Origin of the sequence: Pseudomonas extremaustralis (genome assembly GCF_900102035.1) — a bacterium.
GTDB lineage: Bacteria > Pseudomonadota > Gammaproteobacteria > Pseudomonadales > Pseudomonadaceae > Aquipseudomonas > Aquipseudomonas extremaustralis.
The window spans coordinates 1,774,991-1,789,075 of the sequence record NZ_LT629689.1; the positions used below are offsets into that span (position 1 = coordinate 1,774,991).

Sequence of the window (14,085 nt, forward strand, 5' to 3'; positions counted from 1 at the left end):
ACCCCCGCCGAACAGCCACCGAGCAGCACCAGCAAGATAATGCACAGGAGCACCGCAGCGATTACCAGGTACTTGGCGAAGAATTTGGTCGACATAGTTGCCTCTGCAAGACGGAATGGCTTGAGCCATACGCCATGTTGGGAAGCAAATGTGCAGGAAAATTGAAGATTGCCCCCATCGCTTGAATCTTTGCCACGCCAGGGCCTAAATGGGCGCATCCCCTCCCGAGCAGCCCGAATCGATGAAGTTGAGTATCTCCACCAAGCTGTTTGTCGCGGTGCTGGCCGGTGTGCTGCTGGTCATCCTGAGCATGGGCGTGGCCACCAGTTGGAGTTTCGGGCGCGGGTTTCTGGGCTACATCAATGAGCAGGCATTGGAGCGCATGGCACCGGTGCTGCCGCGCCTGGCGAGCGCCTATGCCCGTGAAGGCAGCTGGGAATTCCTGCGCAATCAGCCGGACCGCTGGTTCGAGATCATGCGACCCGAGCCCGGTGAAGATCCGCTGAGGAACGATTTGAACACCCCGGTGGCCTCGGACTTGACTGGCGCTCTGTTTCGCATTGCCCTGCTCGACAAGTACAAGCAGCGCGTCACCGGCTATCCCGCCATCGGCAACGATGCGTTGTTGCGTCCCGTCGAGGTGGCCGGTGAAATCGTCGGCTGGCTGGCCGTCACCCCGTTCCAGAGCGTGACCGAAGCCGGTGGCGAACGCTTCGAGCAGTATCAGTTGCGCACCAGCCTGGTAATGGGCGTGTTCTCCCTGCTGCTGGCGATGCTGATCGCCTGGTGGATCGCCCGCACCTTACTGGAGCCGGTCAAGCGCGTCGCCGCCGCCACTCACCGCCTGGCCAGCGGCGACTACACCAGCCGCGTGGCCGTGGCCTCCAACGACGAAGTGGGCCAACTGGCGCGGGACTTCAATCAATTGGCCTACACCCTCGAACGCAATGAGAAGATGCGCCGCGAATTCATGGCCGATGTCTCCCACGAATTGCGCACGCCGCTGTCGGTGCTGCGTGGCGAGCTGGAAGCGATCGAGGACGGTGTGCGCACGCTGGACCAGGGCTCGATGAAATCGCTGCAAGGCGAAGTCGGCATGCTCAGCAAACTGGTGGATGACCTCTATGAACTGTCCATGGCGGACGTCGGCGCCCTGACTTACCGCAAAGCCCCCTGCGTGCTCAATGACTTGCTGGTACACACCGTGGGCATGTTCCAGGAGCGCCTGAACGCGCGTCAATTGCGCGTCGAACTGGAACTGCCCAGTACCCCGCTGGAACTGCTGGCGGATGCCAGTCGGTTGCAGCAGCTGTTTTCCAACCTGCTGGAAAACGCCGTGCGCTATACCGACGCCAACGGTGTGATCCGCATCGGTGCCGTACTGACCCGTGATGAGGTGCGCATCGACTTCATGGATTCGGGCCCCGGCGTATCCGCCCAACAGCTGCCACGCCTGTTCGAGCGCTTCTACCGTGGCGAATCATCGCGCAACCGCGCCAGCGGCGGCGCCGGCCTGGGCCTGGCGATCTGTCACAGCATCGCCCTCGCCCACGGCGGCAGCCTCAGCGCCGACCATTCGCCCCTGGGCGGCCTGTGGCTGACCTTGCGTCTGCCCCGGAGCCTGTGAACCATGACCGATGAACGCCCGATCCTGATCGTCGAAGACGAACCCAAACTCGCCACCTTGATGCAGGACTACCTCACCGCCGCCGGCCATACCAGCCTGTGCCTGGACAACGGCCTGCATGTAGTGCCCGCCGTGCGCGCCCACGACCCCAAGCTGATCCTGCTCGACCTGATGCTGCCCGGCCGTGACGGCATGCAGCTGTGCCAGGACCTACGCGGATTCAGCAGCGTGCCGATCATCATGATCACCGCGCGCGTGGAGGAAGTGGACCGCCTGCTCGGCCTGGACCTGGGGGCCGACGACTATATCTGCAAGCCCTTCAGCCCGCGTGAAGTGGTGGCACGGGTCAAGGCCATCCTGCGCCGCAGCCCGCAACTGCTCAGCACCACGGCGCCGCGCCTGCTGATCGACGACACGCAGTACCAGGCCTCGCTCGACGGCATCCCACTGGACCTCACCCCCGTGGAACTGCGGCTGCTCAACACCTTCGCCCGTTCCGCCGGCCGCGTGTTCTCCCGCGACCAACTGCTGGACCAGATCTACGACGACCACCGCGTGGTCACCGACCGCACGGTGGACAGCCATATCCGCAACCTGCGCCGCAAGCTCGAACAGGCCTGTCCGGGAGAAACCCCGATCGAATCGCTGTATGGCGTGGGGTATCGATTCCAGCTGGTCGACTCACACCATCGGTGAACTGCTGACCACCCGCAAAGCCAATCCCTCATAGGCATCCAGGGTGATGGTGAACGCGCCCTCTGCGGTGAGATCGCCTTCGACCCGCTCATTGATGATGTCCACCACCATCCCCGCTGCAATGTCCGGCAGGTACAAGGTTTCGGTGATCGGCGTGGCGCCGAAGTTAAGTGCGGTGATTTGCGTGCCTTTACCGGCCGGCAATTCGTGAACCATGACCAGCAAGCCGGGGTTTTCTACCTCCGGAACCTGGATCTGGCGGCTGGCGGCGATGTCGTAGGCGCGGCGTACCGCGAGGATCTTTTGCAGTTGCGAGGCGAATGACTCGGGGTCCTGCAACTGACTGTTCAAGCTGCCGTACAAGGCCCTCGAACGTGGCATCTGTCCGGCGGACCGTTCGGCTTGCGGGTTCAACTCCACCAAGTCATAGGCGCCGCGATGAATCCAGCGGGTATCGCCATCCTGCATCAAGTGCGCGACCTCCTCCGCAGCCAACGGCAGCGCGCCGACCAAGTCCCAGCCCGACAAGGCAAACACCCCCGGCTGCATGGCGTTATACATCACCAGCAGCAGATGGATCTGGCGGATCTGCTGGATATCGGCCGAGGTGATCGCGTCCAGGTCACGAATCCCCAGCGCCGCCGTGATGATGCTGGCGGTGGTGCAAGACACGCCATTGGTGACGAACTTGAGGTTATACGGCGCATGTTCGCCGGCCAGGCGCTCGTACATCTGTTCGCGGATGTGCTCGCGCAGGATATTGCCGGGGAAGGTCTGACCTTGATAGAGGAAGGTGTCGTGGGCATGCAGGGTCCAGAAATGCACCAGCTCCAGGGTCAGCTCGTCGTGGTTCTGCAGGGCGTGGATCAACGAGCCGGGGTCGATGCCCTGGCGGTGCATTTCCCGCAGCATCAGGCGCAAAAATTCGGCATCGCCCATCAGCAGCGCGTGCTGGTAGGCCGGGCGGGTGATGAAGTCGTAGGACAGGTCGGCGCCGCCCTGGGACATGGACGCGATGTCATCCACGGTGAGGTTCAACTCCTGGAAACTGAAACCGCCGGCCTTGCGAATCGCGCCGCCGAGCAACTGGTTGCCGGTGATCGATAACGGGTGGCTTTCTGACCAGGCGGTGCCATCGAGCTTGCGTTCCACACCGAGAAAACCATTGGCGTCCAGGCGCAGGATTTTCGCGCCCATCACGTCGATGGCGTGCAGGGCGTCGCCGATGATCATCTGTTGCGCGGCGAAGGTCGGGTCCAGCCAGTTCAGCGACGGCTGACCTTCCTTGAAGTAATGCAGGTACACCCAGCGACGCGGCTTGCCATCCACGCCCATAACGACATCGGTGGCGCTCCAGTCGGTTTCCTTCACACCGGGCTCGAAGAAGATCACCCGCTGCAACTGGCCGACGATGTAATGCTTGTCGCGCAGTGCATCGACCTGCAGCGGGCTGAGGTTCTGCGCATCGCGCCCCTCGGCCACATCGGGCAGCAGCGGCCAGTCTTCTTCGCGGATTTCCACCATGTGGTAGAGGCCGGGATAGTCCTCGTAGGCCATCTCGGCCAGGCGGAAGTCCGCGCCCTTGCCGGTGTGGGACGGGATCACATCGTCGATGATCACCGCGTTGTGCGCCGCCGCCATGCGCGTCAACGCCTGCAACTGCGCCTCGGTGCCCAGCTGCGGGTCGATCTCGAAGCTGATGCGGTCAAAGTTGCCGTCGATGGTCGGCGTGTGCGTGGAGCCTATGAGGCCACCGGATTTTTTTAGCGGGCCGTTATGGATGCCCTGGATGCCGATCTTCGACAAGGCCTGCCACAGCGCTTCATCCCCCAGCGCCTCCAGCACGGTACCGCCCTCGCGGGTCACGATCGAGGCCGGGTAAGCGGTGAACCACACCGATGACAATGCCGACGCATCCCGGGGCCGGGTCTGCGCGTAAGGCTGCTGCCACAACCGGCCCTGGCCCGAGTAGAGCTTGGCGCGCTGACGGGCCGCGTGCAGCATCGATTGTTCCACCAGCCAGTTCACATGGTTGTTTTCAGCCGCCGTCATAAGCTCAGTCCCTGTCGTCGCGAAAAGTTGCTAGTAAGCATATGAGCGGCGTGACAGCCAATCGTTGCATCGCAATGCTTGCGGCTACTGCGCTGCGCCTGTCGCGTGCCGATACTGGCGCGGCGTGAACCCGGTCGAGGCCTTGAACTGGCGGGTGAACGCGCTGTGGTCAGTGTAGCCGCACAGCAAGCCCACCTCGGTGATCGGCTGGTCGCCGTGCAGCAACCGGTGGGCGTGTTCCAGGCGGACTTTCTGGATCATCTGCCGAGGGGTCAGATGGAACACGCGCTTGCAGTAGCGCTCCAGCTGGGCCACGGAAATCCCGGCGATGCGCGTCAACTCGCCAAGGGTGATGCGGCGGTGGAAGTGGGTGCGGATGTGCGCGTCCACGGCGGCCAGGCGTTGGTAAGCCGGGTGGGTTTCGCTGGCCGATTGCAGGTCGACGGAAATGCCGGCCAGGCCGATGATGCGGCCTTCGTGGTCGTACAGCGGCCATTTGTGGGTCAGGCACCAGCCGGGTTCGCGGCTGCCGTAGAGGTGCAGTTCGAGCCTGTCTTCGAGCACGAAGCCGTCCTCCAGCACGCGTCGGTCCTGCTCGGTGTAACCCGGCCCCAACTGCGCGGGGAACACCTCGGCGCTGGTCTTGCCCAGCAATGGCTGCAAGTGCTTGAGGCCGCAGCGCTGCACCAGGGTGCGGTTGGCCAGGACGTAACGGGCGTGCACATCCTTGATGAAAATCGCTGCATTGGGGATCACATCCAGCATCGGCAACAGTTGCATCACACCGGCCAACAACTGCTCCAGGCTGTGGGGGCGATTGGCCTCGGTGCCTTGGCAAAGGCTCGCAAACGCGCGGTGCGGCATAAGTGTGGCTCCCTGCGGTTTACCTGGACGTCGAGCAGATTGCCCCATGACCGGGTCGCTGTCGAGCGACGCCGACTGTGCCGATTTCGTCATCGTGGCGCGCAAAAAACATCAATCGCGGCAACGCCCCAGCGTTCACTGTAGGGCCACGGCCAACCACGCGATGGAGCGTGTTATGAAGCGACTGCATGTGATCGACTCCCACACCGGCGGCGAACCGACGCGTCTGGTGATGAGTGGGTTCCCCGAACTGGCCGGTGCGACCATCGCCGAGCAGCTGCAGCATTTGCGCAGCGAGCACGACCCATGGCGCCGCGCCTGCCTGCTGGAACCGCGCGGCAATGATGTGCTGGTCGGCGCGTTGTACTGCGAGCCGGTCACGCCCGGCGCCACCTGCGGGGTGATCTTCTTCAACAACGCCGGCTACCTGGGCATGTGCGGCCACGGCACCATCGGTCTGGTTGCGTCCTTGCATTACCTGGGGCGCATCGCGCCGGGCGTGCACACCCTTGACACTCCGGTGGGCCCGGTGACGGCGACGCTGCACGAGGACGGCGCCGTGACCCTGCGCAATGTGCCTGCCTATCGCCATCGCCAGCAGGTGCCGGTGCGCGTGCCAGGGTATGGCGTGGTCCACGGCGATATCGCCTGGGGCGGCAACTGGTTTTTCCTGGTCTCCGAGCACGGCCAGACCTTGGAGCTAGACAACGTCGACGTCCTCACCGACTACACCTGGGCCATGCTCAAGGCCCTCGAAACCCAGGGCATCCATGGCGCCGACGGGGCCTTGATCGACCATATCGAACTGTTCGCCACTGACGCCCACGCCGACAGCCGCAACTTCGTGATGTGCCCCGGCAAAGCCTACGACCGCTCCCCCTGCGGTACCGGCACCAGCGCCAAGCTGGCGTGCCTGGCCGCCGACGGCAAGCTCGCCGCCGGTGAGCCGTGGATACAGGCGAGCATCACCGGCAGCCGCTTCGAAGCCCGCTATGAATGGGATAGCGAGGGCGTGCGCCCGTTTATCACTGGCCGCGCCTACATGACCGCCGACAGCACCTTGCTGATCGACGAGCAGGACCCTTTTGCCTGGGGCATTTGAGCCCGGACCTTATCTGACTGAACGTTGCTGGGAGACAGGACAATGAGCGACACCATTTTCACCGGTTGCATTCCCGCGTTGATGACCCCGTGCACCGCTGCGCGCACGCCGGACTTCGACGCCCTCGTCGCCAAAGGCCGCGAGTTGGTCGAGATCGGCATGCGCGCCGTGGTGTATTGCGGTTCCATGGGCGACTGGCCGCTGCTGACCGAAGCCGAGCGCCAGGAAGGCGTGGCGCGCCTGGTGGCGGCGGGCGTGCCGACCATCGTCGGTACCGGGGCAGTGAACAGCCGCGAAGCGGTAGCCCACGCCGCCCATGCGGCCAAGGTCGGTGCCCAGGGCTTGATGGTGATCCCGCGCGTGCTGTCCCGTGGCGCCTCGGCCACCGCACAAAAGGCGCACTTCTCGGCAATCCTCGAGGCCGCGCCAACGCTGCCGGCGGTGATCTACAACAGCCCGTACTACGGCTTCGCCACCCGCGCCGAGCTGTTCTTCGACCTGCGCCGCGAACACCCGAACCTGATCGGTTTCAAGGAATTCGGCGGCGGTGCGGACCTGCGTTACGCAGCGGAACACATCACCTCCCATGACGACAGCGTGAGTCTGATGGTCGGCGTCGACACCCAAGTGGTGCACGGCTTCGTCAACTGCAACGCCACCGGCGCCATCACCGGCGTCGGCAACGCCCTGCCGCGGGAAGTGCTGCAACTGGTCGCGCTCAGCAAGCAAGCGGCCAAGGGCGATGCCAAGGCCCGGCGCCTGGCCGCTGAACTGGAAGCGGCGCTGGCGGTGCTGTCGTCCTTCGACGAAGGCTGTGACCTGGTGCTGTATTACAAGTACCTGATGGTGCTCAACGGTGACACGGCCTACGCGCTGCACTTCAACGAAACGGACGTGCTCAGCGACGCCCAGCGCCACTATGCTGAGCGGCAGTACGCGCTGTTCCGCCAGTGGTATACCAACTGGTCGGCCGAGCAATGCTGATCGGCCAAGGGGAGGCTTAGGCGATGTTCGACGCGCATCGTGCAGATGTCGCCGTGGTCGGCGCCGGCATCATCGGCGTCGCCTGCGCCCTGCAGTTGGCACGCCAGGGGCGCCAGGTGGTGCTGATCGACCAACAGGCCCCCGGCATGGGCGCCTCCTATGGCAATGCTGGCCACCTGGCGACCGAACAGGTGTTTCCCATCGCCGACCTGTCGATCCTCAAACGCCTGCCCGCCATGCTGTTGGACCCCATGGGCCCGCTGCGCCTGGATTGGAAATACCTGCCCAGCGCCCTGCCCTGGTTTGCCCGCCTGCTGTTCAACCTGGGCCCGACGCACTACCAGCGCACGGTCGCAGGCATTCGCGCGCTGAACGAAGACAGCCAGGCAGCCTGGCAGCGTTTACTGCACAACATCGGGCGCCCCGGGCTGTTGCGCGAAGAAGGCTCGCTGCTGGTGTATGAGCGGGCGAATTCACGGGCGGCCCTTGAGACGCTGCAGCGGCGCATGCAGCAGCAGAATGTGCCCCTGGAGTTCTGGCCGGGTGACGCCATACGCCAGGTCGCACCGCACTTGAGCGACCGGGTCCAGGGCGGACTGTTTTTCCCCGGTACCGGGCACTTTCTCGATCCTTACCAAGTGGTGTGCGAATTGGTCGACGCCGCCAAAGCCTGTGGCGTGCAGTTCCTCACGCGCCAGGTGCGCAATGGGCGGGTCGAAGCCGACGGCGTCACGCTGGACACCGATCAAGGCGCCTTCAGCGCGCGTCAGGTGCTGATTGCCTGCGGCGCCCACTCGGCCAAACTCACCGCCGCCCTGACCGGCAAAAAAGTCCCGCTGGACACCGAACGCGGCTATCACCTGATGCTGCCGCACGAGCGCGAGCGTCTGCCCTTCGCCGTGACCTCCCTGGAACGCAAATTCATCATGACCCCCATGGCCGGCGGCTTGCGCCTCGCCGGCACGGTGGAATTCGCCGGCCTCGAACGTCCGGCCAATATGCAACGCGCCTGGCAGCTGCATCGCTTGAGCCAGGGGTTGTTTCGTCAGGACCTGAGTGCGCAGGACGCAACGCCGTGGATGGGTTTCAGGCCATCGTTACCGGATTCGCTGCCGATCATAGACCGGGTGTGCGAGGGCAAAGTGCTGCTGGCGTTCGGTCACCAGCATCTTGGGCTGACCCAGGCGGCGGTGACGGCCGAATGGGTGGCGCAGTTGGCGAGTACGGATCGGCGGGGGGCGGAGTTGCCGGCGCTCGGGCCTTATCGCCTGGATAGATTCTGATCGCTGCCTGCCTTTTCAGTCGCGACCTTGAACAAGGCATCCGCCATGTCCTGGATGTCTTCACGCATGCAGAGCTTTTCCAGCCAAGCCACCGGAATACCTTGCACGCCATAGTGCGCACCGGCCAATTGGCCGGCGATGGCCGCAGTGGTGTCCGCATCATCCCCCAGGTTGGCGGCCGCCAACACCGCAGCCGCGAAGCTGTCGGTGGTCAGTACGCACCAGAGCGCCGCCTCCAGCGACGCCACGCAGTAACCGGAACCGGTTATCTGCGCGCGGGTCTTTTCGCGATAGTCGCCCTGGGCAATCGCGACGACGCCGGGCATGCAAAGACCGGCGCTGGAGACGCTCAACAGCTGCGTCTTCGGCGCTCCGCTCAAAGCCTGACTGATTGCGCGCGCGAGCACCACGCAGCATTCGATCGCCTCTTGAGCCCCGTGTGTGGTGCGCGAGCTTTGGCGGGCAAAATCATCGACACGTTGAAGGTCTGGAAAGTAAAACAGCACCAACGGCGCGAGGCGCATCAGCGAACCATTGCCGGCGGAAAAAGCCGAGGTGGAACCCGCAAACGGATCACCGTGGTCCTGAAACGCCGCTAGCGCCTCGCGAACGGTCAGGCCGATGTCGAAACACTCGCCGGTGGCGCTCAGGTAGCCCGACGTCCACCAGTTCAGGTAGCGCGTCATCTGGTCCGCCGGGTCGAAGCCTTGCTTACACAGCAGGCTCTCGGCCAGGCACAGCGCCATGGAAGTGTCATCGGTCCATTGCCCGGCTTTGAGCTGGAAAGGCCCGCCGCCCAGCATATCCGTGACCGGTTCAAAGGTCCCACGCGGCATGAATTCAACGCTCGTCCCGACAGCGTCGCCACACGCCAGCCCGAGCAGGCTGCCGCGATAACGATCCGAAAGCGTGAGGGTCATAGCACTCCTTGATAAAGATTCGTTCAGATAAAGGTCCAACGTCGCTCAGGTTACTTGACCAAGCGCTTCTCTTTGGAGGGGCGATATCCGAAATACGCGCTGTAGCATTTGCTGAAGTGGCTCGGCGACACAAATCCGCACGCCACCAGCACTTCCACCTGCGACAGCTCGGTGTGCTGCAGCAACCGGCGCGCTTCGGTCACGCGCAACTCCATGTAATAGCGTTGCGGCGTGGTGCCCAGTTGTTCCTTGAACAGGCGTTCCAACTGACGGCGTGAACGGCCGGCGTAGACAGCAAGCTGATCCAATTCCAGCGGCTCTTCGAGGTTGGCGTCCATCAGCTTCACCACTTCCCGCAGCGGCGCACTGACACTGACGTTCTCGGTGGGTTTGATGCGTCGGTAGCGGGACTCTTCAAAGGCCAGGATGTCCTCGATGCCTTCGACCAGAGCCTTGCCGTGCAGCCCCTTGATCCAGTCCAAGGCCATGTGGAAGGCGCCCGAGGGGCTTGAGGCAGTGAGGCGATCGCGGTCGATCACGTAGGGTTCGCTGGTGACATGGGTGGCTTTGGACACTTCTGCCAAGGCCGGGCGATGTTCAGGGTGGATCGCGCAGCGGTAGTCTTGCAACAACCCGGCACGCCCGAGAAACCAGGCGCCGTTCCATAAACCGGCAAGGCGCACGCCTTGCTCGGCGGCACTTTGCAGCAAGTGAATCAAGTCTGCGCTGGCCTTGAGCTCCGTGCGAAAACCGCCACAGATCACCAACAGCTCCAGCTCTGGCAGCGCAGCGGCATCCAGACGCGCATCGGGACGAATCACCAGGCCCAGATCACTGGTGACTTCGCCGGTATCGCAACCGAAGGTACGCGCAGCAAACAGGTCGGGGCGCAGCAGGTTGGCGGTGACGAAGGTGTCCAGGGTCTGGGTGAATGCGGGCAGCGAGAAATGCTCGAGCAACAGAAAGCCCACGCGGGTGACCGATGTGGGCTGCTGGGCGGTGTCGTTGAGGTAGCGCAGGTTCTTGCCTTTCATACCACCGCTGAATTGGCGTCTTTCCATCAAGGGTTGGCCCACTCTTATTGTTGATGCACTGGGCGCCATCTTAGGGGGAAATGCGCTGGGTGTCTCAGACGCTGATCCTGAATGAAGCGTAATCGCTCAACGCCCGCGGTAAAGCGGTGGCGAGACTATCTGATACGGTTTTTTGTTTTGGATCTGCGCCTGTATTGAAACGCCAGGGAGGCGGACAATAGCCCCCGTCCCCACCTACCCTTCGGAGGCCCTATGGCCAAGATGGCACTTTTCCTGTTCGGCTTTTTGGTGTTGACCATCGGTATCGGCCTGTTGGCGACCATCTCGCCGGTCTGACACTCAACCGGCTGCCAACATCGGGTACAACGACAGCACCAGCAAACCGGCCATAGCCCCGTTGAACACGCGCAGCCAGCGCGGCTCGCGCAACACATTGCGCAAGCCGCTGCCACACCCGACCCACACGCACACGCTCGGTAGGTTAACGACGGCAAAGACCAGCGCAATCACCAGCACGTTGGTGAAATACCCATCAGCCGGCGTATAGGTCGTAATCGCCCCCAACGCCATGATCCATGCCTTGGGGTTGACCCATTGGAAGGCTGCCGCGCCAAGGAACGTGATGGGCTTGGCGTGTTCCTCGGGGGCGTCGGACATCCCGCCCGCCGTTGCAATCTTCCATGCCAGGTACAGCAAATACGCCGCCCCTATATAGCGCAATAGTGTGTAGGCCCAGGGGAAGACCTTGAACACTTCACCCAACCCCAGGCCAACCGAAATCACCAGCAGCATGAAACCGATGCTGATCCCCAGCGCATGAGGCATCGAGCGGCGAAACCCGAAGTTCACCCCCGAGGCAAGCAGCATCGTGTTATTGGGACCTGGCGTGATCGAGGACACGAAGGCGAACAGTACAAAGGCTGATAACAGGCTGGTGGACATGACCGGTATCCAGGCGAGGTTGGTTTGCCCGTGAAAATAATCGCTTTTGGCAAGCACCGCCCCGTACAGCCAGGTAAGGATCAAGGCGTACACTTTGCTGTTTTTTTTGGTTATGAGGCAAAAAAGCAGGCCATTGTGCATGGCCTACCTCACAGGGCTACTCGTTAACGCGGGCCGCCGCCACCTTGACCATGACCGCCACCGCCACCATGGCCACCGCCCCCACCCGGAGGCATGAACATCCAGCAACCTGACAACGTTGACAACAGCGCGACAACAACAGCCGCCTTAGTTAAACAATTCAACTTCATGACAACACTCTCTTACTTGACGAGATTAACTTCTCGCAGGTTATGACAGCGTAAAAGGCGGTACGTCACGGCTATCGTGTAACGTGATGGTAGGCTTTGTATGGGCGGCGATACAGTGTGTCCTTGGGCAAATAAAGTGAGTGACGGCGCCATCGGTGCGAGGTCGGTTATGCATTTTTAACTGCGACCATTAACCCTTACCCATTGGCCGGTGACATCAGGAGCGGATCAAAATTGCCAAACGTTATTATTTGACAGCTTTGGCGTGAGGCACATCGCTATTATCGGCGCCAAATCAAGCGTGAAGGAACCTGTTAATGGCATTGAGACCCACCAGAACAACCAATCGCCATGGATGGGTTTGGGTCTATAAAAAAATCAGACGGTTTGGCTTTTCTCCATTGACTGCTTCTTACCGGGCAAGCCTTTACATCGTGCGAGGCGACACCGGAACGTTCAGATTCAAAAATGGCTGGGAAAAATTCCGCTTCCGTCGTTAATCCATAACGCTCAGTGAATCGTCTCGGATTTCACTTGAGCGTTCATCAAAGAGCGGCGCGGGCTTGATGCAGTCAGTACACATGCGCCTGCCAGCAATGCAGCGCTGCGCTAGATGATTACTGAAAAAATTAAACAGCAGAGACTAATTGTCTAACCGAAACCCTATTGCGACCTTGCTGCTTCGCGCGATACATCTCCTCATCGGCTATTTTCAGAACATCCGATATTTCATTCGCACTGCCCGGCCAATGAGCGACACCCAAAGAGACTGTTATGGAACCCACCACATCAATCGTACTATTTGCAACGGTATTCCGAAGTCTCTCGGCAAACTCAACCGCGGCAATTAGCGGCACATCTGGCAGTACGACCAAAAACTCCTCCCCCCCTAGTCGGCACGAATAATCCCCCTCCCTCGAACAAGACTTTATAATTTCAGAAAGTTTAACCAACACCAAATCCCCTATATCATGCCCATAGGTATCATTGACTTTCTTGAAGTGATCAATATCCAAAGTAACCACAGAAAACGGCCTGACTCCACTGCAAAGATAATCAAGCACACCAGATAAAGCACGGCGATTCAGGAGCCCGGTCATTGGATCTGTTTGAACCTCGCGATTCAATCGTCCAATTCTATCCTGCATTAACATCAGGCCTTGCAACAAAGCTCTTTTTATCTGCGCGGATTCAAAATACCAAGACCTGACATTAGTTATTTTACGTACACTTTCCGATGCTTCCATCGTTCGCGCGCAGTCGGCCAACTGCCGCAACGGCCTACTTATAAAGCCAGACAACCAGAAAACCCCAAGCACGCCAAGCACCGCAACAGGCAGCACCCCAAATAGCGTTTGGTAAATAAGAGTTTCCACGGGCACTAAAGCTTTCCTGGAGGACTGCTGAGAAACGATCCCCCACCCAACCGATTTAATAGGTGCGTAACCCGCAAGCATTTCAACTCCAAGAGAGTTAACAACAGTTGCCCCGCCATCCGCACCACTAACAACTTTATCGACAACAGCGTTATTCTCAACCACTCCGATACGTTCTTGATCAGGATGATAAACAATAACCCGATCAGAATCGACAACATAAACATACGATTCATCACGATAAAAATGAACACCAATCAAATCATGAAGAATGTTTTTTTGCTTTAAATGAATTGCACCGCCCACATATCCAAGATAACGACCCGACTCACTGAATACCGGACTAGACACGATGACAACCAGATTTCCCACGGCCGACACATATGGTTTACTTATTAGTGGCCGCCGTTCTCGCAGTGCTTCAACAGCACCTGGACTTACTAATTTCGCCCCTTTAATTCTTACTGTTGCCGGAGACACCGCAATTACATACCCCTCTGCATCGACCATAGTCACAGAGTTAAAGCTATCCGTTTGCAGCTTTAAGCGCTCGGCCTCCAGAGTAGCCAATTCATGATCATAGTTTTTGGCGCCCAATAGACGAGCGCTATAAGACACCTGCTGTTGCGCCGTATTAAAAAATTGCTCAACACTCACCGATAATTTAGCCGCATATACCCGATTAGCCTCGACAGTACTATCGATCAGTTGTTGCTTTTGAACCTTGTAGGCCGAATACAGCGCATTGGCTAATGTTGCAACAGCTACAACTATCGACAACAGCAAAATCAGTCTGCGCAAATCAACACGTACAGGAAGCTTAGACAACATCAAATCAGCACCATCAATTAATCGATCAAATTATACATTTACACACATAAATAATAACCCAAA

The 14,085-nt window shown here is 60.5% G+C and carries 11 protein-coding genes; 5 read left to right on the top strand and 6 right to left on the bottom strand.

Features of this window, described 5'->3' with window-relative positions:
• The first annotated feature begins 241 nt into the window (after positions 1-241).
• The gene (baeS, locus tag BLR63_RS08430; RefSeq protein WP_010562756.1) at positions 242-1,627 is read left to right on the top strand and encodes a sensor histidine kinase efflux regulator BaeS; all 1,386 of its coding nucleotides are present in this window, start codon (positions 242-244) and stop codon (positions 1,625-1,627) included.
• A 3-nt stretch (positions 1,628-1,630) separates the two neighbouring features.
• Positions 1,631-2,323, top strand: coding sequence for a response regulator (locus BLR63_RS08435; RefSeq protein WP_010562755.1), 693 nt, complete (start codon positions 1,631-1,633; stop codon positions 2,321-2,323).
• Here the strand turns inward: BLR63_RS08435 and treS are convergent.
• Both treS and BLR63_RS08445 read right to left on the bottom strand, forming a co-directional pair.
• Positions 2,309-4,375, bottom strand: a complete 2,067-nt coding sequence (treS, locus tag BLR63_RS08440) for a maltose alpha-D-glucosyltransferase (protein ID WP_010562754.1) — start codon at positions 4,373-4,375, stop codon at positions 2,309-2,311. The two genes, BLR63_RS08435 and treS, sit on opposite strands and share 15 nt — an antisense overlap.
• A gap of 84 nt (positions 4,376-4,459) precedes the next feature.
• The gene (locus BLR63_RS08445; RefSeq protein ID WP_010562753.1) at positions 4,460-5,239 is read right to left on the bottom strand and encodes an AraC family transcriptional regulator; all 780 of its coding nucleotides are present in this window, start codon (positions 5,237-5,239) and stop codon (positions 4,460-4,462) included.
• Between the two features lie 175 nt (positions 5,240-5,414).
• Between BLR63_RS08445 and BLR63_RS08450 the strand changes: the two genes are divergently transcribed.
• From BLR63_RS08450 to BLR63_RS08460, 3 genes are read left to right on the top strand one after another with little or no spacing between them, the layout of a single operon-like run.
• Positions 5,415-6,341, top strand: coding sequence for a 4-hydroxyproline epimerase (locus BLR63_RS08450; protein ID WP_010562752.1), 927 nt, complete (start codon positions 5,415-5,417; stop codon positions 6,339-6,341).
• Positions 6,342-6,383: 42 nt separating this feature from the next.
• A complete protein-coding gene (locus BLR63_RS08455; protein WP_010562751.1) occupies positions 6,384-7,325 on the top strand; it encodes a dihydrodipicolinate synthase family protein in 942 nt (313 codons plus the stop codon).
• A 23-nt stretch (positions 7,326-7,348) separates the two neighbouring features.
• The gene (locus tag BLR63_RS08460; protein ID WP_010562750.1) at positions 7,349-8,608 is read left to right on the top strand and encodes an NAD(P)/FAD-dependent oxidoreductase; all 1,260 of its coding nucleotides are present in this window, start codon (positions 7,349-7,351) and stop codon (positions 8,606-8,608) included.
• Here the strand turns inward: BLR63_RS08460 and BLR63_RS08465 are convergent.
• The 4 genes from BLR63_RS08465 to BLR63_RS08485 all read right to left on the bottom strand — a co-directional run bounded on the left by BLR63_RS08465 (position 8,587) and on the right by BLR63_RS08485 (position 14,022).
• Positions 8,587-9,528 (bottom strand): ADP-ribosylglycohydrolase family protein, encoded by a 942-nt coding sequence (locus BLR63_RS08465; protein ID WP_010562749.1) that lies wholly within the window; start codon positions 9,526-9,528, stop codon positions 8,587-8,589. The genes BLR63_RS08460 and BLR63_RS08465 overlap by 22 nt on opposite strands.
• Before the next feature lie 50 nt (positions 9,529-9,578).
• Positions 9,579-10,562, bottom strand: coding sequence for a GlxA family transcriptional regulator (locus tag BLR63_RS08470; protein WP_010562748.1), 984 nt, complete (start codon positions 10,560-10,562; stop codon positions 9,579-9,581).
• 339 nt (positions 10,563-10,901) lie between these two features.
• A complete protein-coding gene (locus BLR63_RS08475; RefSeq protein ID WP_042946422.1) occupies positions 10,902-11,504 on the bottom strand; it encodes a LysE family translocator in 603 nt (200 codons plus the stop codon).
• Positions 11,505-12,444: 940 nt separating this feature from the next.
• On the bottom strand, positions 12,445-14,022 hold the full coding sequence (locus BLR63_RS08485) for a sensor domain-containing diguanylate cyclase (protein WP_042946383.1): 1,578 nt from the start codon (positions 14,020-14,022) through the stop codon (positions 12,445-12,447).
• Positions 14,023-14,085: the final 63 nt, after the last annotated feature.